Consider the following 25,330-nt stretch of genomic DNA (forward strand, 5'->3'; position numbering starts at 1 on the left):
GGTGAGGAGTGGATTGGTTATGGGTCAGGCTCTCAGCTTCTTTCCAGCACCTGCTGACGACGAGACCATCTACAGTGCATGTGCTCGTTTTCATCAGCTCGCTGGGCGTTCAAATTCGGAAAGCTCTTCCGAGTTGCTGCTGGGTCACGCCGTCGGCGGGAGCGAGATCGACCTCGTCAGTGGGCTTCAGCACCTGCAGGAGGCGTCGTATGGGCTGATCCCGTGCAACCTGGAAACGCTGCGCCAGCGTTCGGTGCTCAGGGCCTACCTCCCATTCATGTCGGCGGCACGGCGCCGTCAGGTTCTGACGGCCTGTTCTTCCAGCCAGTCTCCGCTGCCAATACGAGCAGAGAGAGGTCTGACCTGGAGCTGCTCCATGCTGGAACACCACCTGCGTGCTTGTCCTGAGTGCGCCGCTGAGCATCTGCAAGCAGGGTTCGCATACTGGGTGACCGGGCACCAGCTTCCTGGCGTGTGGGTTTGCCTGCGTCATCGCTGCGCATTGAGATCGATGTGCCGCCGCGGCCATCGCAACATGACCTGGGCAACGGTTGCAGGCGCTAAGTTTGATGTCCGGCCAGAACCATCCCGAGACCTGTTCGCAGCGTTGTGCAACATCAGCACCTGCGTGGAATGGCTTAGTGCGCAACCCTCTGTCAACTTGGAGGTGCTGCTGATGCAGTTCAGATCCAGGATGAGAGAGTCTGGCTTCAGCCGATCGGATGTCAAAGTGACCGACGAAGAGCTTCGTCAGTTGCACGAACTCATGCACCTCACCATAGGTAGCGGCATCCCTCATTTCGCGGGCTACGACAAGGTAAATTGGATTCGATTGACAGTGAGAGACCTGCGTTTCGCGCATCCGCTGCACTGGGCGATGCTGCTCGCCTTCTCCGGCGATGCATGCGAAGCTTCTCTCGCGCAAGAATACGCAGACGCGCAGGCACGCCTGCCCGAACTTGAACTCTTCGAAGACCCGTCCGTCACGCGGAGGGCATGTGCCCCCGCCTCGCTTTACAAGGCGATGGAGCAGTTCGAACGGTTGGAGATTTGTGCTCAACGCTCGTCGCTTCGCATTGGTGAAGTCCAGAGGTGGCTGCTGCGCGATCCTGCTCTGGCCGAGCACCGCAAGGCCAGTGAATTCAAGATCAAGCATCGGGCTGCCACACAATGCATAGAAGGAGCTCTGCTGCACAACCCCTCTCTTACGAGAGTTGGCGTTCTGCGTCGGGTGCCGTGGGCATTCCGATGGTTGGAAGCACACGACCCCGAGCTTCTGGGACGCCTGACGCCCGCACCATACGGGCGCCAGAGGACGCTTTTCAGTAGTCCTTCGCAAAGCCATCCTTGCGCAGCTCCATCATGATGTCCTCGTAGGCCTTCTCCGAGTTGGGCTGCTGCTTGCGCAGCACCTTCAACCCCTTGTACAGACGGCGCAGACGAGATCGGTAGGCCGACGTGTAGTGCTCCTTCTTGAGGCTGGGGTCGCCGGCCCGAATGGCGATCCGGTGCGCTTCCTTGTGGAGCAAGATCATGACGTGCGTCACAGAAGCCGAGAGGTAGACCATGTACGCGATCAGCTTGGGGTCCGGCTGGATGGGCACGGGAGTCCACTGATACTTGAACAGCACCTCAGCGAACTTGCTTGCAAACTTTTGGGTCCTGGGGATGACGAATGCGCCATCGCTGTTCATACGGCGGATGGCTTCAAAGCTGTCCTCGAAACCGGCAGCTCCTTCGGGGGTGCCGGTGAAGATCACCGGACACTTGACCACATTCGCAAGCTGCACGATGAAATGGAACACACCATTCCTCTTCGAGCGCAGTTCCGTGATGCGTTGGAGGTCATCGACGTGAATCATCCCCAAGTTGTGGGTCTTCGCGGCGCGTCCCACAGCTTTCAGCAGTTTGGGGATGTTGGAGTTCCTGTGGTCATCTGCATAGGACTGCGCCGTGCCGACCAAGTTGGCCGCCTCGTCAATCTCGTCGAGCAGGGAGAGGAGCAACGACCTGAGCGATCCGCCGACCGGAGCCTCCACGCTGATCCACACCAGCTGGGTCGTGTGCAGCTTTTTCCCTTTGTACTCGTGATGCTCAATGGATCTGGGGTATCTGGCGAGGAGGACACGGACCAGCCGGGTCTTCCCCATGCCACTGCAGCCCTCGAGAAGCATCATCCCTGCGATCGGCGAGTCGTGCGCACCCTGCTGATGAATCAGACTCTTGTCGTCATACATTTCTGCAACGGACTCAACATTCATTGGGTTGCGCGTAAGGTATGCGTTGCGGATGAGTTCATCCATTGCCCCAGCCAAGCCTGCGGCGGCTTCGTTGGGAAGATAGATGCTGTCCAGCGTCTTCAGCATCGACCGACGTTCAGTCTGCGGCATGTCCGGAGTGATAGCGAAGTTCGCTGGAGGAACATTCGCGATGAGGCGGACGATCTCGTGCTCTTCCCGCCACGTCGGGAGGGCCTCAATGAATGGATTGCCCCGCATATGCGAAGGTACCTTCTCGACGCTGTAGTTGGCTTTTACTTTCATGGTTGATCTCCTGTGAGTGAGTCGATAAAGCTGACGTCCCAGTCGTCAAACTCGTTGTATGTGCTGTCCGACCGAGTCACGAGCTCATCAGTCCTCTTGTGGCCTTTGCCTGACCCATCCTTCAGATTTCCCGCCGCACCAATCAAGATGGCAGCCTTCACCTCGTGGATGTTTCCGACCTGATCGGCCAAGCTCCGGGTGTCGCCACTCTTGTCGAGCTTTGCCTTCTTTTCTGCGGTTCTGATCTCTGCTCGCCGATATGCTTCGTGGGTAGCCGCGATGCCACTGTTGTTGTGCTTCTCTTCCAAGCCGCAGAGCCTCGTGTACTCTTCGACCACGCGGACGTCCTCCAGAGCTACATCGTGGTCTTGGTAGTTGCGTGTATCGACCATCCGCATGTGACGGAGATCGCCTGATTGGTCGTCAACCAAGTAGGCGCCCAGTGGATCATCGGGATCGAGAAGCACTTTTCCGCGAGCAGATTCGCGCTGCTCGTAGTACCGATCGTCAGCCTTCATCCAGTCCGCGGTGAATCGGAGATCTTCAAGAAGCTCTGCGCCTCGACGGCTGAGAATCGACTCGATCGTCGGCAGAAGTTGTCGTGCGGCATCGTCGCGTGTGAACCACTCAGCAGCGGGATGGAGGTACTTCAGTCCGTAGTTCCAGAACTCCAAAGGAGTTGCCGTGATCTCATGCCGCAGCATGGCTGCGGACACATGCTTCGACATGTTGTGGGTCTGATTCCATTCAGCTGCGAGCGATAACATCAAGCGTTGAAGTCCATTGATGGAGAGAACACCGTCGTAACGGACGTCGCGTTCGCCTCGCTCTTTAGCCCGGTCCCTCACGCCACCTGGCGCCCAATGCAAGACTCTGTCGTTGATGATTCCGAAGAGCCGTTCCACCAAAGATTTCCAGTCAGCACGGTATGGGGCAGCCAGCCGAAGCGCGAACTTCATGGTTTTCGCCATTTCAAGTCCGGCTTTGCTGAGAATCTCACCTCGGTCGCAGAACAGCGCCGTCGGCTTGCACCCAGCCGGCAGCGCAGCCCCGAATTCGTGAGGAGCACCGAGGCTTTTGAGCCATGCATCTTTTGGCGTGACTGCGCGATAGAGCGCCACCTTCGCCTGATCGACATTTGATGTGTCGACCGTGACGTGGATCGACAGAATTACCGACGAGAACGCGTCGATGACTGCGTAGATCACCGGCCGTCCCACCAGGATCTTTCCGTCCATCGCGCAGACCAGGTACACATCGGCGATCGTCGAGTCGATCACGTAGACCTGACCTGGATATCGAATCCCGTCTCTTGCAGTGCCGATGAGCACTTCACGATCCTTGCTCCACTTGGATCTGCTCACCTTGACAATTGCCTGCTGCCGGGCCGACTCCAGCTTCTTGAGTGCGTACACGAACTGGCTGAGCGTGATGGCCTTGGTCGGATCTACGTCCATGATGGGTGTGCCATCCGAGAGCGATCCGACCATCCTGTCGATAAAGCGTGACTTGAACTCCTTGTAGAGCTCTGTCGGGCCCCTCGAATGCCTGTTCGGTGTTTGCCTCAAGAAGACCTCGATGTCGAACCTATGGCAGTCCTCGGTGTTGATCCCCGTGAGGTGCGGGGCATGTCCGCTCTTCACCAACTTCGGTGTTCGACCTAGCTTTTTCGTCACGCTCCTCGCTTTGACCAGACGACGATCACGAAAGATGCCCGCCATTGCTGCCTTGTGTGCATCCATGCCGAACTGGAAGTAGCGACCAAGCGCTCGCGTGAGCGTCATACGGTCACCATCCAAGTCGTTCAGATACGTTCTGTAAGTGCGATAGGTAAGGTCGTAAAGGAGCTTTTCGTGGTCGAATACGTCTAGGTAACGCGTCACGTCCCTCTGATACCTCGCGTCTTGTTCCTTGTTCAGTGACGTACGCAGCATCTCAGTCGCCGGCGGCATCTCCAGATCCACCGGGGTCGTGAGCTCAGAGGGAAGCGCTTTGATGCGTTCGAGAGGCTCTCGAACAGGGGTGGTGGCAAATGCCTTCTGCGCAAGCTGAAGTACGCCATCCTTCGACATTTGGACTGCGAGCTTGTAGAGCAGAAACTCTTGACGCAACTCGTTGTAGCCAATGACACGGAAGTGATCGTGACCATTGCCACTAGGCATGCGGATGATCTTGTTGAAGAGGTCTTTGGGACTCATCGCAGTGATCCTTCTGCTTCGAGTAGTTCGGTTGTGTCCTCGCTGTACGAGAAGACCTGCATGCGTGGCCAGACCTGTGACCAGTCCATCGCATACGCGGAAATGTCGAGACGGATTCGCCCTGTGGAGATGGCGAACTTCACGACGTCTGCCGCGACGGCCGTGGAGATTCCTCTGCGCCGACTGACGACTTCTAGAACATCCAGCATCGGCAGCACCACAGCCAGCTCAGCCACCTCCATGTGCAGATGAATGTTTTTGCGCCAGGGACATTCCTTGTGAAAGCACTCGAACAGGATGAGATTGCCTTTCGCGGTCTTGCTGATCTCACGCTCGGTGAACACAGTGAATGCAACGCCACGCTGGCGCCAATACTCCTCCTCGATCTTGCGCAACTCGTGGTTGCGTTTGACTGGGAGATCCTTCGCGTACTTCACGTGAACGGCCAGGGGGCGAGCGTCACGACGGTTGACGAGAAAGTCCGTCGTCATGGTCAGCGGCTTGCCGAGCCTGATCAGTGGATGCTTCAGCCCGAAGGTCTCGGCGATCTCCACACTGCCGCTTGCGTGAGGTGCGTTCTGCAGAAATTCGTCTTCGACGCCCTCGTGCAGCAGTCTGAACTGCTCACGAATGTCCCGGGGGTTCGTCAGCTGCAGCACCCGCAGTGCTTCGATTTCGAGGAGACTGAGAACCGTGACTTGACGGTCGAACAGGATTGAGGGACGCGACTCGGTGAGGCCATGAGACGCGAACTCGTTGCGCCCCACCTGGATCCAGGGTTTGTAGCTCTCGTTGGTACCCGAACTCCGGTTCTCGCGGATCGCTCGGTCTTCGCGGTATTCGTTGGATTTGAGGCGCCGTCTAGCCATGGCGGGTCTCCCCACGATGACCACCGCGGACCACGACCGCCTGGGCATGCGATGTTCTTGCGTTGTACGAGAGCAGAAACGTCGTGAGGAGCTCCTGGAAGGTCTTCAGGTCGATCTGGCCGTCCATGGGCGAAGCCACTTGCTCAGCCTTGGAAGGTTCCCACGCGTCGAATGGGAGCTGCATTTGCTCGAAGATTCGTTCCACCTGGGGCTTGGTACCAGACCGTGTGGTGCGTGCGCCAAGTGGGCGTGTTCGATCCTTGCGTGGACCGAGAGAAAATTTGGGCATGACTTCTCCCTTGCGCCTTCAGATGCGCAATCAATTTCGTTTGGACGAGACGGGGCCTTGACTCAGCCTGGGAGAAGAATTAACCTACTGGTGTCTAACGCCGATTTGGTTAACGCCTGCCGGGCAAAGAGCCAGCGACCCCGAAAGGGTTCGTTGGTTTTTTTGTTTGTGCTGTGTCTGAGTTGCTCCTTTTCTGTTTACGTTTTGGGCATTCCAGCATATGTAAATATGCAGAACGCGACAACAAGCGAGATTGCTTGATATCAAATGGTGCATTTAGTATTTAATACGCGAGCCGCGCAGTAAAACTTGAACGCACCTTCCCTCACGGGATCCAAAATGAGAAAAGAAACTGCCTAAAAACGGCTTGATATATGACGCCCATGCGGACGGATGACAACTCTGCCTATTCGCGGAGAGCGAAGGGCGTAGTCAGAGTTGGTATTTGCATCCGTGTAATTCATTTCAGAACGTAGTCTCCGCGAGGTGTCACGTGGCGCAAAGCTTTTTGTCTCAAAAATACAACGCGCGAAAACTTGACTGCACCTTCTGTACCTGTTCCTTCATCGCAGGTTTGTCGACACGACCAACTCAGGCAACCGCGCCAGGACCCTACCACGCCTGCTAGTCTGGCACGATGGTGCAGTGTGTCGCCGTTAGTTAAAGTTCAAAGCATGACCTGGCAATTGCCCCTGCTTTTTGGCGCGTGATGTTGGTCGTGACTAAGCTTTTGCGTTATTAAATTGTCCGATTCAGAGATATTCGAAAATAATTCCAAATTAAGAGCGAACCGACCATTGGAATAGGGTGTTTGATGGATATCACTCCAGACTGAGTCGTATCTAACACGTAAATGGTGCTCGTTTGGAGCTTTCGATCCCGCACGGCTCAATAAACCTTCAGGATTGACTAATTGAAGCCGAAAGTTTCATTATTTGAAAATTATTCTCATAATTTGATAATGATTGAGGTTGCACCCAGGCTGTTCTACGAAAAACAAGCCCGGGAATTACTCAAACAGTTTCGGGAAGACAAACAGATGACCTATGCCCAACTGGCCGAGAGGCTGCAGGAGCATGGCGTCACCTTGGAAACGCGCGCGTTGATCAACAAGATCAACCGCGTGTTGCCGCTGATGTAAATCCGCGCTTATTCGCTGGCGAGGACGCGGTTTTGTGCGACCGGTCTGCGAACATGGAAATGGAATAGAAGCCGCGGCCACGGAGCCTCCTACTGCCGCAATGCGCCGCGCGTCGAAACGGGTGCTTACGCAGACATCGTTGCCGCTGGCTGAAGTGATGGACAAAGGCTTACCCTGGGCCTTTCGCCTGCAGCCCCCACCATAGATTCGGACCGAGGTCTGTCGCCACGATGGCCCGCCGCGGGCCGGGGCGGGCGCAGACATCGGCTGCTGAGGAACAGAAGGCTGCTTCCAGCTGAACGTAAGGTCAATCCAGCGAAGCGGCCGTTCAAGCGCGAAGCTCGAACACCCGGAGCCGACCCGTTGCTGTCATCGGTTCAGACACGACGAGCGACAGCAAGGTGCCCATTGCGGGTATTCGCGCGGGCTCGGTGAATTCACACAATCGACCCAGAGCGGAGATACCCATCGCGGATTTCAACGTCTCAAATCCGCCGTTCAAGGCTCGGGCTCCCTTGATGGCCGTGCACCGCTCAGAATGTGAGCGACAGCTTGTCGTCGATAGAGCCGCATCACAACTAGTCGCAGACCGACAATTGCGTCGCAGGCCTGACGGCAGATTGTGATGGGGACGCGCGATGCACGGGCGCAGACGCAGAGCAAGTTGGCGGCCGTAAAGCGTCAGCCGGGGCGGATCTCTCCCTTGAGGTCCGTCACCAGGGGTTTGCCAAATGCCGGCACCTCGCATCCCAGGATCAGCGGTGCCCATCCGGAGTGGAAGTGGGCAGAGGCGCGCGTGTCTTCCAGCGGCGCGTCCATGGGGATGACTTCTGCGCTCTCCTTGGTGATGAAGCGCAGCCCCCGCACTACGCCATCATGCAGGTACACCTCACCGGAGCCTTCGATCCAAGCGACCAGCGAGTGCTGTTTGAACCCGAAGGTCACGGGCACGCGGTAAACGCATCCCTTCCATTGCTCTTCGCGGATCTCATCGTCCTCCAGTTCGAGGACGAAGGCCGGGAAGACCGGGCGCTCGCCCAGTGCCAGTATCGCTTCTAGGACGCCGAGGTTGCGCGCGAAAGTCTCGTCGGCTAGGTCGGAAAGCGTCACGTCGCTCAATGGAATCTTCAGTTGGTCGCAGACCAGTTCGATAGCTTCGATCGACCGGCCGAACCTGCTGACGTCGAAGGCCTCGACCGGCAGCAGCGGCCGGCCGGCCTCGTTGAGGCGTGCGCCGGGCCGCAGCATCCGCAGGAAGTCGAGCTGGCCCGAGTCGGCGAGAGTCCTGGCTCCTGCCCCCTCGACGCTGAAGCTCATGCGGTGGAGGTGCTGCCCGGAGTCGGCATCGTGCCGCGCATCGGTGATCCTCAGGACGAGACCCGAGGCACCGATGTAGGCGCGTTCGTCACCGACGCGACGCATCAGGAACGGGCTCTCCACTCTGTCCTCTCCGAGGCTAAGCTCGAACATAACCTCGTGCTCTGCCACCCCGGCCACCCACAGGGGGCCGTCGACGAGTTCCTTCACCGCGAAAAGGCTAGCGTGGAGGCGGTGTTCCGTCAGGATTTCTTCCAATCCGTCGGGGAAGGGCACGGGGCGGAACATCTTCGCAGCCAGGGCTTCGTGCTGATCCGGCTGAGCGCTCACGATCGACATCAGGTTGGGGACGACGACCGTCGCCCAGTCGCCGGCATCTCCGGAGTTCGTCCGCATCAGCGCGCCTGGGATCGCCTCCTCCAGCTGCAACCGGGCGCGGGCCTTCATGAACCTTGCCCGTTGCGAGTGGCGTGACAGGCTTGCCAACTCGTCGGAGAAGTCCTTGATGCCCTGGCGCATCGTATCCAGCCTCATGGAAATCGACTGGCGATCGGACCTGAGGAACTCCACCCAGGTCTCGAGCAGGGCGAGGTCGAGGAAGCGGAAGTGCACCTGCTTGTCGGCTAGCGCCACCGCCGCTGCGCAGAAGACTCCGGACTGGCGCAGCGCCGTTTCCACGTCCACCCGATCGAATCCGATCCGAGGTGCCTTTTCCGCGGTTGTCGCACGCACCTGGACAAGCGCGGCGAGACCGGTTATCTCCTCCTGGCCGTTGGCGGTCGGAAGCATCTGCTGACACAGGTAGTCGATACCGTAATCGTCCTGCAGCTTGTTGGCGCTGAAGTTACCTTCCGTCGCCCACTGCTCGAAGATGAGTTCGCCCTGTCGTCCGATCTTCTGGGCGATCGCCCTGCGCTTCGCATCAGTCATGTCTGCTGAACCTGCTTCGTCGTTCTCGGGATCGACAGTATGGAGTCCGTCCCTGCCGCGCCGGAAGTCGAACACCGTGGACTGCTGGCTCTTCGCCTGGACGCGCCTGCCGTCGACCGATACCTCGCGTGGGGCGCGGCTGCCCGGATCGAAGGACACGAGCCGTACTCCGCCAGGAGCCACGGACTTCGAGGTCTCACCATAGAGCGATGGCACGCGATCCACTGCTTACTGGAGCCACTCGCACACGGTGATGGTACCGTCGCCCCGAAGACGATCCGCCTTGCGTTGCACCAGCCCCTCCTGCAGCAGCGCGTAGGTCAGCAGGCCCTTGCCCTTCTCCGTATTCTCCCACGCTAGGTCATTGGGACGGGTCGATGCCTGCACCCGCACCCCTCGTCGTAGGCGAGCCGTCCGAGACCGCGCGCGCCCATGGGCCCAGGCTGAAGTCGGCCGACTCCACGCTGGCCGACGAGTGGCAACGGATTGCTGAAGAGGACTCTCACCATGGACCGCTCCTCGCCGGCAGCGGTTGTCGACCCGTTGCGGTCCGAGCGCATTCCGGCAATTCGGTACGTGCCCACCGCACAAGCCGCAGGCGCCAGAAGGCCTAGCCGCTGAGTCGCAGCCAGCAGGTTGGGACGCGCAAACAGGTCATCTCCCGTGAAGACCCCGGTCTTCACATCACAAATCACACACAAAAAGCGATTGAGCGGAACGGTTGCTGCGAGGAAGGGATCCCAGTCACCTTGCTGACCGCCGATCTCTTCGTAGACCTGCGGTGGTCTGACAGCAAGCACATCCACATCCGAGCGGCGGCGGTGTCCGCTATGACGGTGAACGACAAAGTTCCGCAGGGGAAAGAACCCATTCAGTCGGAGGTACCAGTAGGCAAGCCCTTCACCGTAGTTCATCAACCTCCTCCACGCTGCTATGGCCTACGCTTCCGAATCGCCGCAATCCATGCCTCAAGCGCTTCAATGTCTGCCTTCAATTCGGAGGCGGGCGGAACTGGCGCGCGGTCGGCAGCGGCCTTGTCATGGCCTGGCAGCCACTTCGAGCACTTCCCCATTCCAGCCTTGATGGTGGCGTAGTCCTGTGCATCGACATCGACGGACTCCAAGCGCAGTGTCTGAACGCCGACCCCGAACCTTTCGACCACGTTGTTGAGCAGGACCTCCTCGATGGCCCGCTCCCAGCCCTCGCGCAGCAGCCCGTAGAGGTATTTCGCCTCCTTCTCATACCTGTCCTGCTCGCCGGTACGCTCTAGCTTTTCGGCGGCTTGCCACTCACTTTTGATGTAGCCGATCTTCTTCTTGACCGGCATCGCGACCCACGGCAGTTCCTCCGAGCAGACTCCAGCACCTTGCGACTGGTGCCGGACATGCTGATCCAACTGTTCCACAGCCTCCGCCGCCGCATACTGCTTGAGCAGAAGCAGAAAGACGACGTCGTGCGTGAAAACGATGACCTGTCGTTTCTTCGCTTCCTCGACCAGGCGACGGGCCACGCCGTCGCGCCAACGAAAGTCCAGCGAGGAAACCGGATCGTCGAAGACGATGCCAGAAGGGTCGTCAGCCGTGCTCAGCTCTGCGAAGAAGGCGGCAATCGACAGAGTTCGCTGCTCCCCCTCGCTCACCACCTTCGGAAGGGTCACGCCAGGCGCGCGGGTCAACACCAGCTTGTGATACAGGACGCCCTCGGTCCCGCCGGCGTCTTTCAGCTCTACTTCTACATGCCGGAAGCCGAGCTTGCCTAGCTCATCGGCGAAGCTGGCCTTCAGTTGCTGGGTGACCACGGCCTTCGTCAAAGAAGTGCTCTTCTGGGTCACGGCCGCAAAGCTAGTGTCGTTCACACATTGGCCGTAAGCCGCATGCCTACGCTTGCGCTCGATCTCTTCCAAAACAAGCTGCTCATTGGCAGACAAAAGCTTTCGGGCTGCCAGCTCCTGTATCTCACCGGTCAGCTTCTTGCGCTCTGCCGCAACGTCCTTGGCGCCAAGCGCGGTGATACGCGCATCCAACTGCCCCTGCAACGCCTGGACAGCCAAGCTCGCCACAGCAACGATTGGACGTTCCGCTGATATGTCGACATCGTCTGTCAGGGCACTGACCACGGCAACACGCCGGCGCTCGTTCAATTCGATCGCGCTACGCACGTCGGCTACTAGCGCTTCGTGGTCGATGGTAAGTTCCGCGAGCGTTGACTCGACAACTTCCGTTGATGTCTTGAGATCGACAAACCCCCGGCGAAGCCGGGAGAACTTCTCTCTCAAGCCTCGGAGCTCCTGCTCGATGGGCGACGTGATAAAAGCTTCAAACTTCTTCAACCTCTCTGCAGATTCAGCCCGTATGTCCTGCTGACAAAGCACGCAACTTGCATCGCTGGCTACGACCGGGAAAGTGCTCTCCGGATAGGCATGCTCATGAGAAAAGCTGCGGGCGGACTCCCACAATGCCTTCCAGGACTCAGTTCCCGTTCCAGGCAGCAATCCCTCTAGCGTCGCCTCCTTCTGCTTGCGCGCAGCATCGCTCTTTCGCTTCCCTTCTGTGCGCGCAGCGAGAACAGCGGCGATCGCATCATCCGATAGCTCGCTCTCTACAGCCTGCAGATGAAGGATCAACGCCTTAACCCGTCCAAGTCGATTTGACAGCTGCTGCTTGACCTTCGCAGGGTCGTTCGCGTTGAGGTCCAGGAGAGACTTCTCCGCATTAGACAGCCGCTCAGCGTCTTCAGGCAGCAGCCGTGACAGAGCATGAACGGCCTCGAGTTTCGTCAGGCCGGTCAGCTTGCCAAGAAGTTGGTGAACTGACGTACCTTCGGGGATCTGCTGCAGCAACGGGACGATGAGGCTGGTGGCGATGGCCTTCTGCTCCAACTCTACGCGAGAGCGGACGGCTTTGCATGCTCTGACCAGTTTGTCGAAGAGATCAAGCCCAAGAGGCCGAAAAGCCACATCGGTCTTTTCCGTTAGGTACACGCCCGCCGACTGCGTGTCGAACACGCTCACACGAGCGACGCGGTCATCTGCACCAGCAACTGTCAAGTCATGTGCCGCATTCGCTCCCCCAACCTGAAATTTAATGGTGACGACAGGGGCAGGAGGCGCTGCGCCTGACGTGACGTTTCCCAGGATGAGTTCACGCCCGCGGGCCCGACACGCATTCTTGAGGATGCGGGTGTAGCCAGTCTTGCCGGCGCCGTTGTCGCCGTACACCACCGTCATGGACGGCCCGAACCGCAGCGTCTGCCCATCAGCGAGAGCGTTTACGCCGCGGTCATGGATGATGGAGGTCAGTCTAACTGCCTCGCCGCGCTTGCCTGGCGCCGGTAGATGATCCTTGGCTAGCGGATAGGCCGCACCAGCATCCACCAAACCGTGTGGGGTCTTGCAAAGCTGCACGAGTTCATCCAAATCGGACTCCGCCAACTCATTCGTCTGGACCAGACGCCGCAAAGCATCGCGCTGCCACATTGGCCGATCAACCGACCACTGGAGAACCTCTTCATGTACGTTCACTGCAACCCTCCTCCCTGAATGCGGTAGCGGGTACCCGAGCGTCCCCATAAGAGTTTGATGTCCTTGATTCTGATGGTCATGTTCTTTGAGGGAAGCTGGGGGGGCTGTGCCAACGAAAGCTCAGGCTAGTTTCTGGAAAACTCGACCGTCAATCCGCTCGATGTAGTGCGGCAGGTCGGTCAGATGCTGGTCAAGCCGTTCACGCTCCTCGCTGGTGAAGAGAATCACCTGCTGCCCGAACCGAATCGCCGAGGAGACTCTTTTCAAGAGCTTGACGAAGCTCACCGCGCTGCTGGATTGCTGCCGAGGCTCATCGAACAGCACCATACCGGGATGGTTGGTCTCAGCGACACGAGCTACTTCAAGCATTCCGTGCTGGTAGGCCCAAATCGTGCGAATCAGGTCGCTCGCAGAGATAGACGTCTGAAGTTCGAACCCCTCAACTTCCGGTCGATAGGTATGCGCTGACACCTCGAGCTCTTCGGTTTCAAGGCTCTTGAACTCATATTCCTTGAGCTGCTCACGAATGGACCTCTCCCAGAGCCGGAGCTTGCCTCTGTCGGCTTCGGACAAATCATCATCGGGGAGCCCCGCAATTCCCAGCTCGATAGCGCGCCACTCCTTTGCCAAGCTTTCAAAGACCGAGGTGGCTTGCTCGAACCCCTGCTGGAAGCGAATGTCCTGCTTCAGGTCGCGCTCGAGTTCGACGCGCTCGTAGACGGCTGCTAGGGATGGTGCTCGGCCATCCGAAATCAGACTTTGCCGGAGCTGTTGAACGCGCTCGCGCAGCTTGGTGATGGCTGTGCGAGAAGCCGTCACTTGAAGCTTTCGCGCAGCCACCACCTTGCGCGCTTGCTCGAGAACTCCTTGGAAAGTACGTGCTTGTTCCTGAAGGAACTGGATGTTCTCATCCAAGGACATCACCGGCTGGTCCGGGGCCAGGAGGACCAAAGCGTCTGCAACGCTCTGGTGGCAGACCGGACAGGCCCCTTGTGCGAGCGCAGAGTGTTTGCGGGACCCGAACTGCCGTAACGTACGCGAGTCCTGGTTCTGCCGTATGTCTTCCTTGATGGCGGCAAGGCGTTGCTCCACACGGGCGACCTCTTGTTGCTCTGCCGAGAGTTCTCCAATTAGTCTGGAGAGCACGGACTGCTCGTCCACAACACGGAATTCGGCGTCGGCCAGCTCTTTCCTTGCCGGCTCAAAGGAGCTGGCGGTGGACGGAATCTCTACTTGTTCAAGCGCGGCCTTGCGTCCGTTCAACGTTTGGATGCGCTCAGTCAGGCTCATCCAGCCCTTGCCTTGCGGCACGTTGATGGAAGGAAAGACTAGCGGTGGCCAAGTCGCAGTCGGGGACTCTGGCGCGGACGCAATCACGCCGCCTGCAGCTACCGCCAGCTCTTTTAGCTGGCGTATTTGGATGGACCAGCGCCCCTCGAGTCGTGTCTTGCGAAGCTGCAGTTCCTGCCGCGCGAGCGCAATTCTGTGGGCGTCCATTCCAAGCAGGAACTCGACAGCGCGCTTGTGAACATCACGAATCTGAAAGTGCGTCGGGACTGGTGGAAGGACGCTAGACCATCCGCGCGTCTGCTCCGTCATGAAGAATGGAAGGACACATTGAAGGTAGAGCGGAACTTCAGTGCCGTCGTAGCGTTGCACCGTGGGGAGGTCCCAACCTAGGAAGTTCGCTAGAAAGAGATGGAAGCCGGCGCTGCGCGTCGCGCTGCCCCCACGGTTCACGAAGAAGTCCTCATAGGCGTACTGTCCCTGGGCGGTGAGCGCCGGACCCATGTGGACGGTGATGAGGTTCTTGTCGCGCTTGCCCTTCACGGTGCGATGGACTACGACTCGTCGCCCATGGTCGTTCTCAATCTCAAGCCAGATGTCCGACTCGATGACAGGATGCGAGCCGGTGCCCCCGTCTAGTTTCACCGTCATGGCGGGTGTAAGCGGCAGGTCCTGAAGGGACGTCGTCAGCATCGCTTCCATTCCCAACGCGACCAGGATCGAGCGCGCGCAGGTGGACTTGCCCATAGAGTTCTCTGCGCGGATGACGACAAGCCCATCCGGGAAGTTAAGTGTCGTGCCGTAGGTGCCGTCCGTGGTCCCGACGACGATACGAAGTTGACGAAGTCGCATCATTCACTTCCTCTTCCCAAAAATTTCGTCCACTACTGACTCGGAGACTTTTTGCTTCAGCGAGGCGGCCAATGCCTTCTCAGCGACGTAGAGCTGCGCGTCGGCAAAGATTTCCTTTGAAAACTCCCGACCCGCTTTTGAGAGCTCAATTCGAGAGCCGTCGACGCGGTTGATGAGCTTCTCACCGATGGCTAGGTCAATCGCTCGGTTCACGGCCGGGTCAAAACGGACGATGAGCGCGTCCGGAGGTAAGGCGTGATTCACGAGCGACAGAAGGTCATCGTGGTTCGCCTTCGAGCGAACTGCCCAGCTCAGTACGTGAAGTCTTGTGAGACTCGAGCGTTGTTGCCTGCAGCACTGGCTAAGAAGGATGGCTATGAGTCCGATGCGCCACGCGGGTCTCAGATCTCCTGGAAGTGAAACTGGCCGCCGCTGAAAGGAGAAGCTCGTGTTGAACTCGGTCAGGTCAAGTTCAGTCATTGGTCTCCTCCGGGAAAGAGAGTGGACAACGAATGAGCCAATCCGCGATTGCTTCCTGTGCCAAGTTTTGGACGTTGAAACTGTGAAGTTCTTTTACCTCACTGCGCAGTTCTTCCTGAAAGGACCTGATGGTGTCGGACAGGTTTCCCTTAGATGCATCTCCGTCGAGACAGCTGAGAAAGAGTGACTCTTCGCGATGGGATTTGGTCTCTAGGACCTTGTAGTAGACCTCGGGGTACTCCCGAAGTTGCTCCAGCAGCTCCTGCCCAACCAGGTACCCCTTTAGGACGTTCAGAACGAGGGCATCGCGCTGCAATTCCGTCCGGACCGTGGGAAGCTTGGACAGCTTCTCACGAAGCCGGTCGACTAGTGCGTCGTTCGTAGAGGTGTAGGCGTCGATCGCTCCATCGGACACCTCAGGCCGAGGCAGTTTCAGTCCTTCGGGAGTCGTGTTGAGCAGTTGGTCTCTGGCCACCGAGAAGTCCGACTCCTGGACCACCATGACTCGAAAGTCGTTCGCCACATAGGGAAGTTTGGCGTAAATGACTTCCTGAGTTTTCGCCGCCGCATGCGCCGCGATTTCTTTGCTGTCGAAGGCCGGAACGAAGAGTATCCAGCGACTCATCTTGAGCGGTTTGAAGATGCCACTCAGGATGCCGTGGTTCTTGATGAACTTCCCAATGTCATCGGTCATCTTGTCGCGCTGCTTCTCGTAGCGCTCTTTGACCCCAATCGGCTCCTCGCATCCGTAGCATTGAAAGACAGAGCGCTGAGAGATACAAAATCCCTCGATGCCAGCGTCGCCTTTGTCCTTCGAAGGAACGCGCTGGTAATCTGTCGGGCCGAAATGATGGGATAAGAGGCGATTCGCCCAAGCCTCCCATTCGGTTCCGACCAGCCGGCCCGAAGCTGTGGCCATCCTTCACCCCCTTTTGTTCGAACTCTTGTTCATGGCTCACTGGCCAGCTTTTTAGCTTTTGGTGCCCGATCTTACGTTCTGTGAGTCGAGAAGCTGATTAGGTCGTTGGACGAGCTTGCCGGCACAGAGACCGCTCTGACGCACGTAGCCCGGTGTTGGCGGCGTCATGCTGCACCGTGCCTACCTCTTTGCCAACCGACGGGCCACGCGCATGAGGGTGCTCGTGCCGGCATCACGGGGTAGCAGGCGCCGCGGCGCCTGCACCGGGGCGTTTCGTCTGGCCCCGCGAGGTCACGTTGGAGCGGATGACACTGGCCAACCTCATCGAAGAACAGCACAAACGTCCCACCAACTTATATTTTCAGCCAGACAGGTTTTATTAATTTGGATCAGATTGGCCAGTTCCCGACTTCAGCACTCTGTGCCGACGCCAGAAGACCTTGAGCGTGGCCATCACGGCACGCCCCAACAGCACGGGCCTGCACCTGCTGATCGACAGCACCGGCGTGAAGATGTTGGGTGAAGGGGAATGGAAAACCAAGAAGCACGGTGCTGACTACCGGCGCCAGTGGCGCAAAGTGCACCTGGGCATCGATGCACAGACGCTGGAGATCCGAGCCATCGAGATCACGGACAACGCCATCGGCGATGCACCCATGCTCCCAGAGCTGCTCGCCCAGATCCCGGCTGGCGAGCCCGTGCACTCGGTCAGCGCCGATGGCGCCTATGACACCAAGGCCTGCCACGAAGCCATTGCCGATCGACAGGCCGCGGCCATCATCCCCACCCGCAGGAACGCAAAGCCCTGGGCGGATGCCAGGGCGGCAGCCCAGGCCCGCAACGAGATCTTGAGAACGACCAGCAAGCTCGGACGAGCCATCTGGAAAAAGTGGAGCGGCTACCACCGCCGAAGCCTGGTGGAGACCAAGATGGGGTGCTTCAAGAGGCTAGGAGAGCGTGTCATGGCACGCGACTTCGACCGGCAAGTTACAGAGCTGCAGGTGCGAGCGTCCATCCTGAACAGGTTCACCAGCCTGGGCACGCCCCGAACGATGCGCGTGGGATAAATCCGTCTGGGGTGAGGGGAAGCTCGACCTCAGATTGGGAAATGCAACAGCGCTATGCGCTACGCATCGCTGTTACCAGGATCACCGATGCTTTATCCAAAATTTTTCAGCACGTAAGCCATTGATTTTATTGAATCAAAAGATCAAAACAATTGTTTAAAGCTCAACATCAATTGTTTCGCACACGCGCGAACGTGTGCGTGCCGCCCTGCAGAACAGCGGGCTTTCATTCCCACACAACAAAAGAATCACTGTGAACCTGGCGCCGGCCGAGCTGCCCAAGGAAGGCGGCCGCTTCGACTTGCCCATCGCCCTGGGCCTGCTGGCCGCCAGCGAACAGATCGACCCGCAGCAACTGGCCCAGCTGGAATGTGCCGGTGAGCTGTCCCTAGGCGGCGAGCTGCGCCCGGTGCGCGGTGCCCTGGCCATGAGCCTGGCGCTGCGCCGCGAAGCCAGCAGCCGGCGCCTGGTGCTGCCCGAGGCCAGCGCCGCCGAGGCCGCCTTGGTCGAGGGCGTGGCGGTCCATGCGGCCCGCCATCTGCTGGATCTGGTCGCGGCCTTGCAGCCGGGCAGCGACAGCCCGCTGCCGCGCGCGCAGGCGCTGCCAACCGCCGCGCCCGCCGGCGAAGCACTCGATCTGCGCGACATCAAGGGCCAGGCTGGCGCCAAACGGGCCCTGGAGATTGCCGCCGCCGGCGGCCTGAGTTTGCTGATGGTGGGCCCGCCGGGCACGGGCAAGTCCATGCTGGCCCAGCGCCTGCTCGGCCTGCTGCCGCCCCTGAGCGAGGACGAGGCGCTGGAATCGGCCGCCGTGCTCAGTCTGGCCGGCCAGTTCCAGCCCGGGCGCTGGCGCCAGCGGGTGATGCGCAACCCGCATCACAGCGCCTCGGCCGTTGCCCTGGTGGGCGGAGGCTCACCGCCGCGGCCGGGCGAGATCTCGCTGGCCCAGCACGGCCTGCTCTTTCTTGACGAACTGCCCGAGTTCAACCGTGCCGCGCTCGAAGCCCTGCGAGAACCCATGGAAACCGGCCGCATCCTGATTTCGCGCGCCGCACGGCAGGCCGAATTTCCGGCCCGCTTTCAGTTGGTCGCCGCCATGAACCCCTGCCCTTGCGGCAACCACGGCAGCGCGCTGCGCGCCTGCCGCTGCTCACCCGATCAGATTGCGCGTTATCAATCTCGCCTCAGCGGTCCGTTTCTGGACCGCCTGGATCTGTTCGTCGAAGTTCCCGTGCAGGCGCCAGATCTGCTGCAGGCCGCCGCCGACGGCGAAGCCAGCGCCGTGGTGGCCGAGCGCGTGGCCCGAGCACGAAACCTAGCCCTGGAGCGCCAGGGCTGCAGCAATGCCGGGCTCAGCGCCGCGCAACTGGACCAGCATGCAGGCCTGGAACCCGCCGCCCAGGCCTTTCTGATCAAGGCCGCACAGCGCCTGTCCTGGAGCGCCCGCAGCCACCACCGCGTGCTGCGCGTGGCGCGCAGCGTGGCCGACCTGGCGGGCAGCGGCCGCATCGAGGTGCCGCACCTCAGCGAGGCGATTCAGTACCGGCGCGGGCTGGCGCCGGCCTGAGCACAGCGCTTCAACGCAGTGCCGCCGAAGCCCCACGCCAAGCCGGATCGGCCCAGCGCTGGAAGGCGCCGAGGGCTGTGGCGTCGGGCGACTGGCGCAGCGGCGTCAGGCTCGTGAGGTCAAGCTGGATGAAGCGGCGCGGGTTGTAGCGACCCTCGGCGCGCGACTCACTGGCCAACAGCAGCTCCCGGCCACCGGGCACCCAGCCGGCGAACTCGACATAACCCAGGCCGGGCGCAGCCAAGCTCGGCGGCAGCACATCGAGCGTCCAGCCCTGCGGGCCGGCGCGCAGCAACCAGAGCTCGCGCCAGCCATCCAGCGGCTGCGCCGCAAGGGCAATCGCCCGGCCTTCGCGGCTCAGCGTGGCCGAGGCCAGCGGCAGGCGGGCGACGCTGCACTTGCTCAGCAGCAGCTGGCCCTGCTGGCGCAGCTGCAGACATTGCTCGCCGGGGCTGCTGCCGGCCACCAGGCGCAGCTGCAGCTGGGCGGAGAGCTGGCGCTCCTGCATGGCCGGCAGCGCCAGCCAGCGCACGGCATTGACGCGCATGGCAGCGTCATTGAACTCGCCCTGGTCGTCTTCGGCCAGCTCGCCCACCTCGACCTGGGCCAACTCAGCCTGTGCTTCGGCGGCCAGGGCCGGGGCCTGGCTCAGAAACGCGCGGCTCGCGGCCACGGCAGCACGGCGGCTGCGCAGCCGGTTGGCCTGGTACTGCGGCAGGCCTTGCAACGGCGCCTGCTGCAAAAGCGCGGCGCGGGCCTCGTCGCTGGCCAGGCGCTGGCTGCCGCTGAGGGTCGTGGGGCGGCAGTCCGGCTGCGTCAGCGCCAGCGCGGCGCGCGCCTTGGCCGCGGGCGTGGCTGCCGGCAGCTTCAAGAGGGCGCGGTAGGCATCACCGGCATCGCAGAGCTTGACGCTGCCGTCGCCCTGTTCGAAGGCCTCGAAGCGCAGGCCATAACGCGCCGCCACATCGAGCAGGCCGGCGCGGCGCGCGCCGCTGCTGGCCGCGATGCGCTGGCCCAGCTGGCCGATCGCATCCAGCACCTCGGCACCGACCGCCGTGTTCAGCTCGGCCGCGGGTGCCGCCTGCACGAAGGCGCTGGCCAGTGCCAAGGCCAGGCCCTCCTGCCCCTCCTGCGGCAAAGCCAGTTGCAGCTGCGCCCGCAGCGCGGGCTGATCGCTCGGCAGCGGCAGCAGCTGGCCGCGCCGCACAAAGCCGCCGCGTTCGCGCCGGTAGTCCCAGACCTGCAGCCAGTCCAGCCGTTCCCCGCGCAGCTCCAAGGCCTCGCCTCGAATCAGGCGGGCCTGCTCAGGGCTGCCTTCCTTGGGCGCGATGCGCAGGGCAGCACCGTCTTGCAGGACCAACATCGCTTGATGCGACGGCGCTGCCCAGGCCTGCAGCGCACAGGCGGCCAATGCCAAGGCCACGGTCAGCGAGCACAGCCAGGCGCCGCGCGAACGTCTGCTAACGCGTATAGGCAACGGCTGACACCACAGCGGGCGCGCACGAAACAAAAGGGCGGGCTTGCGTTCACGCATGGCTCACTCCTGCACCTGGGTTTGAGCGACCACGGGCTGAGCGGCGTTGCCCAGCAGCCCCGAGCCGATGAAAGCACCGCTGGCCGAAGGCGGCGCGATGATGACCTGCACCTTGTCGGACAGCTTGTCGGCCATGGCCTTTTGCACCAGCAACGGATGCTGGCTCAGCAAAACGCCCTCGCGCGCCATACGCTCGGCATCGACCTTGCTCAGCTGGGCAATGCGGTAGGCCTCGGCATCGGCCATCTTCTCGCGCGCACGCGCTTCGGCCTCGGCCTCGATCTGGCGTGCGCGCGCATTGCCCTCGGCCATCTTGATGCGCTGGGCGTTGTTGGCCTCGGCCTCCAGCGTGCGCTGCTCGATCTGCTTTTGCTTGAGCGGCAGGATGTGCTTCATCGCCTCCTCCTGGGCGCGCGCCGCGATCAGCTGCTCACGCTCGGCCGCCTCAGCGGCGATCTCGCGGCGCGACTTGTCGGCATGCGCCTCCAGCTCGGACTGCTTGACCTGCTGCGCCTTCAGTTGCAGCGTGAACTGCATCTTCTCGGCGGCCAGGCCTTCGGCGAGCAGGCCGTCCATGCCGGCGCGGTAGTCGGCCGGCAGGTCCACATGGCCGATCTGCAGGCTGCGCAGCTCCAGGCCCTGGCTGGCCAGCTGCTTGCTCAGCGTCTGGGCAATCGCCTGCTCGATCTCGCGGCGCTTGCTGGAGAAGATCTCGCGCACCGTGTGCTGGGCCACCACCGGATAGATCGCCGACTGCAGGGCTGGTTCAATCAGGTCGCGCTCGATCTGCTCGGGCAAGCGCGTGGCCAGGCCCGGCAACTGGCGCGTGTCGATGCGCCAAGCCAGGGTCAGGTCCAGACCCAGCGACAGGCCTTCGAGCGATTGCAGCGCGCCGGCGCCATTAGCCGCAGCCATGCGGCTGGCATGGTAGGTCTGGTCGCGCAGGGGCAAGGCGCGCACCTCGTGGAAGCCCGGCAGGCGCAACAAGCGGCCTTCGTTGGCGCTGCTGAGGCTGCCGGTGAACAGATTGGTGCGCACCGCCACCTCGCCGCGCCCGACGGTGTAGAAGGGCGGCACCATCACCAGGCAGGCGCCCGCTGCAGCGAGGCCGCTGAGCAGCAGCAAGGCCGGCAAGCGGCGCTGCAGGCCACCGCCGAGGCGGGCGGGCAGGCGGCGCAGCGATTCGGGCAGATGCAGCGAGGGGAGCTTCATGGTGGTGGCCTCCTGGGCCGGTGGTAGGGGTGAAGTCACTGTCGCTTCTGCGGCCGCGAACACGCCATGCCGGCCACGGGCGGCTTTGCTCCGTAGCGCGGAAGAAAGCTTCCGAGGCAGCACCGTCCGCGCCTCACATAATCCCGCCATGACTCGCATTGCCGTGATCGAAGACGACCGCCCGACCAGCGACCAACTGGTCGGCTGGATCCGCAGCACCCGACCCGAGCTGCAGATCGACACCTGGTTCGACCGCGACAGCGCTGAAAGCGCGCTGAGCCGCGAGCGCTACGACTTGGTGCTGCTGGACATCGAGCTGGGGCGCGAACGCCATGCCGGCGTGGCCCTGATCAATGCCATCAACAAGCTGCACCAGGGCACGCCGGTGCTGGTGATCTCGGCCATGCCAGCGGCCATTTACCGCGGCATCATGAAGGCGCTGGACGCCTGGGACTATCTGCAGAAGACCACCTTCAGCGAGGCCGAGTTCGTCGACACCTTTCTGGACATGCTGCGCGCCGCGCGCGGCCGCCAGACCGCGCCGGAGGCGGTGCAGGGCCTGGTGCTGGACCCGCTGTGGCAGCGCTCGGCCATGTGGCGCGGCCAGCGCATCAACCTGCCGCTGACGGCGCAGCGCATCCTCGCCACGCTGGTTCAGCAAAGCGGTGAGGTGGTCAGTTATGAGTCCTTGTTCGACGTGGTCAAGAGCGGGCGCAGCAAGGACAATGTTCGCAAGCATGTGGCGGCCATCCGTGAAGCTTTCCGCGAGGTTGATGCGGAGTTCGACGGCATCGAGAACGTGCCCATGCGCGGCTTCCGCTGGACGGCCCGGTGAGTCTGCTGCGCCTACTGCCGCGGATGCCGCGGGTTCCGGACATGCCCCGCCTGCCGCTGCTGGCCTTTCGGAACCGCATCGTCTTCCACAGCGTCTTCCTGCTGCTGGCCCTGGCCACCTTGCTGCTGGCGGTGACCCTGCTGCGCGAAGAGAAAGAGCGCGCCTACCAACGCTATGCGCAAGGTTTCGAGCACCAGCTGCAAGCGCTGGCGGCGCGGCTGCGCCACCCCAGCGGCCAGTTGGCGCTGCTGAACCCACAGGCCGAGGCCGAGGATGGCCAGACGCCGCTGCTGCTGCCCTTCTCGACCATCGATTTCGACGACCCGGCCAAGACACGCAGCGCCGTCGAGATGTCCGGCTGCGCGCGCGACCAGGGCGAAGGCCGCAGCCTCTGCCTGGCGCTGGGTAGCAATGCCTTTGCCGGCGGTTTTGTCTATGCCATCGGCGCGCTGCCGGCCGGTCCGCTGCAAGGCCGCCTGCCGGGCCAGCTGCTGCTGGATGAGGTGCATCGGGTGCGCATCGGCGTGCAGTGGCGCGGCCAGACCCAGCAATGGCTGGCGCCCTTCGAGGCGCAAAGTGGCGGGCGCTTCCAGCAGCGCGGCCGGCTCACCGGCTTTGAATTGCCTCCCGGCGAGACCCAGCTGCGCCCGGCCCGCCCGGACCGCGATTTCCGCGGCTGGTTGTGGCGTGAAGGCCCGTGCCTGGCCGAAGTCGCCACCTCTACCGCCGACGATTGCCCGCGCCAAACCATGTTCTCCCTGCGCGTGCCTGTAGCGGCCTTGCAGCAGGCCCTGGCCGCGCCGCGCGCGCTGGTCTGGCCGCCGGCCGATCTGAGCCAGCTGCGCCTGCACATCGAGCTGCTGGGCCCGCAGGGCGCTGTGCTGTTCGACAACCAGGCCGGCCCGGCCCATTCACCGCTGACCCTGGGTGGTCTGGGCCACGAGTTGCAGCGGGGCGAACTGCTGCGCATCAGCCAACAAGGCCGCAGCGTGGCCGAGCTGCGCGGCGCCGCGTCCGAGCCACAGGACACCCTGCCCTCGCCCTGGCTGACCCGGCTGATCCGCCGCCTGCCGCTGAGCCAGACACCACCGCCCCCGCTGGCCGAGGCGGAAGTGCTGACGCCGCTGGGCCGCTACCAGCTGCGCCTCAGCGGCGACTGGCGCAGCGTCGACCAAGCGCTCAGCGCGGTGGCGACACGGGTGTCCTGGCTGGTCGGCGCCATGCTGGGCGCGATCTTTCTGGCCTGGGCCATCATCACCCTGGGCCTGATGCGCCGCATCGCGCGGCTCACGAAGCGCGCCGCGGCCGTGTCCTACAACATGCAGCCGGCCCGCATCGACGAACGCATCGGCGAGCTCGATGTGGCCGACCTGCGCGGCCGCGACGAGCTGGGCATCCTGGCCGGCACGCTGGCCGATCTGCTCTCACGCGCCAAGCTGGCGCTGCGCCGCGAGCAGCTGCGCGCCGAGCATGAACGCGATATGTGGCATGCGGTCGGCCATGAAATCATGTCGCCGCTGCAATCGCTGCTGGCCCTGCACCCGCGCGAAGACGACCCCAAGCGCCGTTATCTGCTGCGCATGCAGCAGGCGGTGCGTGTGCTCTACGGCACCGCCAGCCCCAGCGAGGCGCTGGCCGCCGCCGCCCTGAACCCGCAGGCCCTCGATCTGGCCGGCTTTGTGCAGCTGATCGCCGAGAACGCGGCGGATGCGGGCATCGCTGCGGTGCAGCTGACGCCCTGGCAGGCGGGCGCGCTGCCGGTCGATGCCGACGAACATGCGCTGGAGGATGTCATCGCCCATCTGCTGCGCAATGCCGATCGCCACCGTCACCCCGGCACCGCCATCCGGATGACGCTGGAGCAGGCCGAGGGCATGGCCCAGCTGCATGTGGACAACCAGGGCGAGGCCATCCCGGCTGCCCTGTTCGATCGCATCTTCGACTATGGCGTCAGCAGCGCCACCGAGGGCGCCGAGCACCGCGGCCAGGGCCTGTTCGTCGCGCGCAGCTACCTGGCCCGCATGGACGGCCGCATCGTCGCCGGCCATTTGCCTGATGGCGTGCGATTTTCGATCAGCCTGCCGCTGCGAACCGGCGCTTGAAGCGCCCGCTGCGGTCGCGGCAACAGTTCAAAGCTGGCGCTGGAACTGACCGTCACGAACTCGCAGCACCTCACCGACGCTGAACTGCGGATCGCTCTCGCGCACAAAGCTCTGCACGCGGCCATCGTCGAGCTTGACGCGCACCACCCAGACCCGGTGGGACTTCTGGCGCTTCTCGATCTCATTGCCGGCCATGCCGCCAGCCACGGCACCGCCGACGGTGGCGATCTTCTTGCCAGTACCGCCGCCGATTTGGTTGCCCAGCAGGCCGCCGATCACCGCGCCGCCGACAGCGCCCAGGCCGCTGGCCTTGCCTTCGCGGCTTTCTTCATGGACAGAGAGCACGCGAGCGCAGTCTGAACACAAAACCGGCATCTCGGCCTTGCGAGCTGCGGGCTCTCGCTCGGCCTTGCTTGGAGATGCCGCCGCTGTCGCCACAGGCGCAGGCGCAGCTTCAGCCGGCCCCTGTGAACGACCGACGGCATAGGCGCCGCCCAAAAGAACCACAGCGCCAAGGACGCTGGCCATGATTTGACTGGAAGAAAAGTGCAAAGGGGCTTTCATCAAGAGACTCCAGGCCCGCCAAAAGAAGTCAAAAACGGCGGGCAGGGTTCGAGGTTCCCACGTGCCTGTGCACTTCGCGCCTTTCTGCGCGTATCAGTTGTAAG

Annotated in this window: 16 protein-coding genes and 2 pseudogenes; 6 read left to right on the forward strand and 12 right to left on the reverse strand. The window is 62.0% G+C overall.

The window, feature by feature from the left end:
* The first annotated feature begins 19 nt into the window (after window positions 1–19).
* Window positions 20–1,366 carry a TniQ family protein gene (locus ACQY39_RS01145; protein WP_428503072.1) on the forward strand — a complete coding sequence of 449 codons (1,347 nt, stop codon included), beginning with the start codon at window positions 20–22 and terminating at the stop codon, window positions 1,364–1,366.
* Here ACQY39_RS01145 and ACQY39_RS01150 read toward each other — a convergent pair.
* From ACQY39_RS01150 to ACQY39_RS01165, 4 genes are read right to left on the reverse strand one after another with little or no spacing between them, the layout of a single operon-like run.
* Window positions 1,323–2,543, reverse strand: coding sequence for an ATP-binding protein (locus tag ACQY39_RS01150; RefSeq protein ID WP_428503073.1), 1,221 nt, complete (start codon window positions 2,541–2,543; stop codon window positions 1,323–1,325). The genes ACQY39_RS01145 and ACQY39_RS01150 overlap by 44 nt on opposite strands.
* Window positions 2,540–4,741, reverse strand: coding sequence for a hypothetical protein (locus tag ACQY39_RS01155; protein WP_428503074.1), 2,202 nt, complete (start codon window positions 4,739–4,741; stop codon window positions 2,540–2,542). The genes ACQY39_RS01150 and ACQY39_RS01155 overlap by 4 nt, the downstream gene beginning before the upstream one ends.
* The gene (locus ACQY39_RS01160; RefSeq protein ID WP_428503075.1) at window positions 4,738–5,610 is read right to left on the reverse strand and encodes a TnsA endonuclease N-terminal domain-containing protein; all 873 of its coding nucleotides are present in this window, start codon (window positions 5,608–5,610) and stop codon (window positions 4,738–4,740) included. Before ACQY39_RS01160 ends, ACQY39_RS01155 begins: the two co-directional genes overlap by 4 nt.
* Window positions 5,603–5,737: a hypothetical protein gene (locus ACQY39_RS01165; protein ID WP_428503076.1), complete on the reverse strand. Its 135-nt coding sequence runs from the start codon at window positions 5,735–5,737 to the stop codon at window positions 5,603–5,605. Before ACQY39_RS01165 ends, ACQY39_RS01160 begins: the two co-directional genes overlap by 8 nt.
* 1,075 nt (window positions 5,738–6,812) lie before the next feature.
* Between ACQY39_RS01165 and ACQY39_RS01170 the strand changes: the two genes are divergently transcribed.
* Window positions 6,813–7,040, forward strand: a complete 228-nt coding sequence (locus tag ACQY39_RS01170; RefSeq protein ID WP_428503077.1) for a DUF6471 domain-containing protein — start codon at window positions 6,813–6,815, stop codon at window positions 7,038–7,040.
* 681 nt (window positions 7,041–7,721) lie between these two features.
* Here the strand turns inward: ACQY39_RS01170 and ACQY39_RS01175 are convergent.
* The 5 genes from ACQY39_RS01175 to ACQY39_RS01195 form a co-directional block, all read right to left on the reverse strand.
* Window positions 7,722–9,446, reverse strand: coding sequence for a hypothetical protein (locus tag ACQY39_RS01175; protein WP_428503078.1), 1,725 nt, complete (start codon window positions 9,444–9,446; stop codon window positions 7,722–7,724).
* A gap of 772 nt (window positions 9,447–10,218) precedes the next feature.
* Window positions 10,219–12,807 carry an AAA family ATPase gene (locus tag ACQY39_RS01180; RefSeq protein WP_428503079.1) on the reverse strand — a complete coding sequence of 863 codons (2,589 nt, stop codon included), beginning with the start codon at window positions 12,805–12,807 and terminating at the stop codon, window positions 10,219–10,221.
* Window positions 12,808–12,927: 120 nt separating this feature from the next.
* Window positions 12,928–14,949, reverse strand: coding sequence for a hypothetical protein (locus tag ACQY39_RS01185; protein WP_428503080.1), 2,022 nt, complete (start codon window positions 14,947–14,949; stop codon window positions 12,928–12,930).
* The gene (locus ACQY39_RS01190; RefSeq protein WP_428503081.1) at window positions 14,950–15,426 is read right to left on the reverse strand and encodes a hypothetical protein; all 477 of its coding nucleotides are present in this window, start codon (window positions 15,424–15,426) and stop codon (window positions 14,950–14,952) included.
* Window positions 15,419–16,345 carry a hypothetical protein gene (locus tag ACQY39_RS01195; protein WP_428503082.1) on the reverse strand — a complete coding sequence of 309 codons (927 nt, stop codon included), beginning with the start codon at window positions 16,343–16,345 and terminating at the stop codon, window positions 15,419–15,421. The genes ACQY39_RS01190 and ACQY39_RS01195 overlap by 8 nt, the downstream gene beginning before the upstream one ends.
* 386 nt (window positions 16,346–16,731) lie before the next feature.
* Here ACQY39_RS01195 and ACQY39_RS01200 point away from each other — a divergent pair.
* Both ACQY39_RS01200 and ACQY39_RS01205 read left to right on the forward strand, forming a co-directional pair.
* Window positions 16,732–17,412 (forward strand): annotated as a pseudogene (locus ACQY39_RS01200) (IS5 family transposase); the annotation flags it as partial.
* Between the two features lie 175 nt (window positions 17,413–17,587).
* A pseudogene (locus ACQY39_RS01205) lies at window positions 17,588–18,979 on the forward strand (YifB family Mg chelatase-like AAA ATPase); the annotation flags it as partial.
* A 10-nt stretch (window positions 18,980–18,989) separates the two neighbouring features.
* On the opposite strand, the gene ACQY39_RS01210 reads toward ACQY39_RS01205, so the two are convergent.
* Both ACQY39_RS01210 and ACQY39_RS01215 read right to left on the reverse strand, forming a co-directional pair.
* Window positions 18,990–20,513, reverse strand: a complete 1,524-nt coding sequence (locus ACQY39_RS01210; RefSeq protein ID WP_428503083.1) for a hypothetical protein — start codon at window positions 20,511–20,513, stop codon at window positions 18,990–18,992.
* Window positions 20,514–20,516: 3 nt separating this feature from the next.
* Window positions 20,517–21,725, reverse strand: a complete 1,209-nt coding sequence (locus ACQY39_RS01215; RefSeq protein WP_428503084.1) for an SPFH domain-containing protein — start codon at window positions 21,723–21,725, stop codon at window positions 20,517–20,519.
* A 148-nt stretch (window positions 21,726–21,873) separates the two neighbouring features.
* Between ACQY39_RS01215 and ACQY39_RS01220 the strand changes: the two genes are divergently transcribed.
* Both ACQY39_RS01220 and ACQY39_RS01225 read left to right on the forward strand, forming a co-directional pair.
* Window positions 21,874–22,560 (forward strand): response regulator transcription factor, encoded by a 687-nt coding sequence (locus ACQY39_RS01220; protein WP_428503085.1) that lies wholly within the window; start codon window positions 21,874–21,876, stop codon window positions 22,558–22,560.
* A gap of 41 nt (window positions 22,561–22,601) precedes the next feature.
* Window positions 22,602–24,662: an ATP-binding protein gene (locus ACQY39_RS01225; protein WP_428503086.1), complete on the forward strand. Its 2,061-nt coding sequence runs from the start codon at window positions 22,602–22,604 to the stop codon at window positions 24,660–24,662.
* Between the two features lie 27 nt (window positions 24,663–24,689).
* Here ACQY39_RS01225 and ACQY39_RS01230 read toward each other — a convergent pair whose 3' ends face one another.
* The gene (locus ACQY39_RS01230; RefSeq protein WP_428503087.1) at window positions 24,690–25,007 is read right to left on the reverse strand and encodes a glycine zipper 2TM domain-containing protein; all 318 of its coding nucleotides are present in this window, start codon (window positions 25,005–25,007) and stop codon (window positions 24,690–24,692) included.
* Between the last annotated feature and the right edge of the window lie 323 nt (window positions 25,008–25,330).

This window comes from Roseateles sp. (assembly GCF_965262435.1).
In the GTDB taxonomy this organism is placed as follows: Bacteria; Pseudomonadota; Gammaproteobacteria; order Burkholderiales; family Burkholderiaceae_C; genus Paucibacter_A.

Excerpts from the sequence above, each read along its gene's own strand:
- ACQY39_RS01145 (WP_428503072.1), top strand. The coding sequence starts at position 20 with ATGGGTCAGGCTCTCAGCTTCTTTCCAGCACCTGCTGACGACGAGACC.
- ACQY39_RS01150 (WP_428503073.1), bottom strand. The coding sequence starts at position 2,543 with ATGAAAGTAAAAGCCAACTACAGCGTCGAGAAGGTACCTTCGCATATG.
- ACQY39_RS01155 (WP_428503074.1), bottom strand. The coding sequence starts at position 4,741 with ATGAGTCCCAAAGACCTCTTCAACAAGATCATCCGCATGCCTAGTGGC.
- ACQY39_RS01160 (WP_428503075.1), bottom strand. The coding sequence starts at position 5,610 with ATGGCTAGACGGCGCCTCAAATCCAACGAATACCGCGAAGACCGAGCG.
- ACQY39_RS01165 (WP_428503076.1), bottom strand. The coding sequence starts at position 5,737 with ATGGACGGCCAGATCGACCTGAAGACCTTCCAGGAGCTCCTCACGACG.
- ACQY39_RS01185 (WP_428503080.1), bottom strand. The coding sequence starts at position 14,949 with ATGATGCGACTTCGTCAACTTCGTATCGTCGTCGGGACCACGGACGGC.
- ACQY39_RS01190 (WP_428503081.1), bottom strand. The coding sequence starts at position 15,426 with ATGACTGAACTTGACCTGACCGAGTTCAACACGAGCTTCTCCTTTCAG.
- ACQY39_RS01195 (WP_428503082.1), bottom strand. The coding sequence starts at position 16,345 with ATGGCCACAGCTTCGGGCCGGCTGGTCGGAACCGAATGGGAGGCTTGG.
- ACQY39_RS01210 (WP_428503083.1), bottom strand. The coding sequence starts at position 20,513 with ATGCGTGAACGCAAGCCCGCCCTTTTGTTTCGTGCGCGCCCGCTGTGG.
- ACQY39_RS01215 (WP_428503084.1), bottom strand. The coding sequence starts at position 21,725 with ATGAAGCTCCCCTCGCTGCATCTGCCCGAATCGCTGCGCCGCCTGCCC.
- ACQY39_RS01220 (WP_428503085.1), top strand. The coding sequence starts at position 21,874 with ATGACTCGCATTGCCGTGATCGAAGACGACCGCCCGACCAGCGACCAA.
- ACQY39_RS01225 (WP_428503086.1), top strand. The coding sequence starts at position 22,602 with ATGCCCCGCCTGCCGCTGCTGGCCTTTCGGAACCGCATCGTCTTCCAC.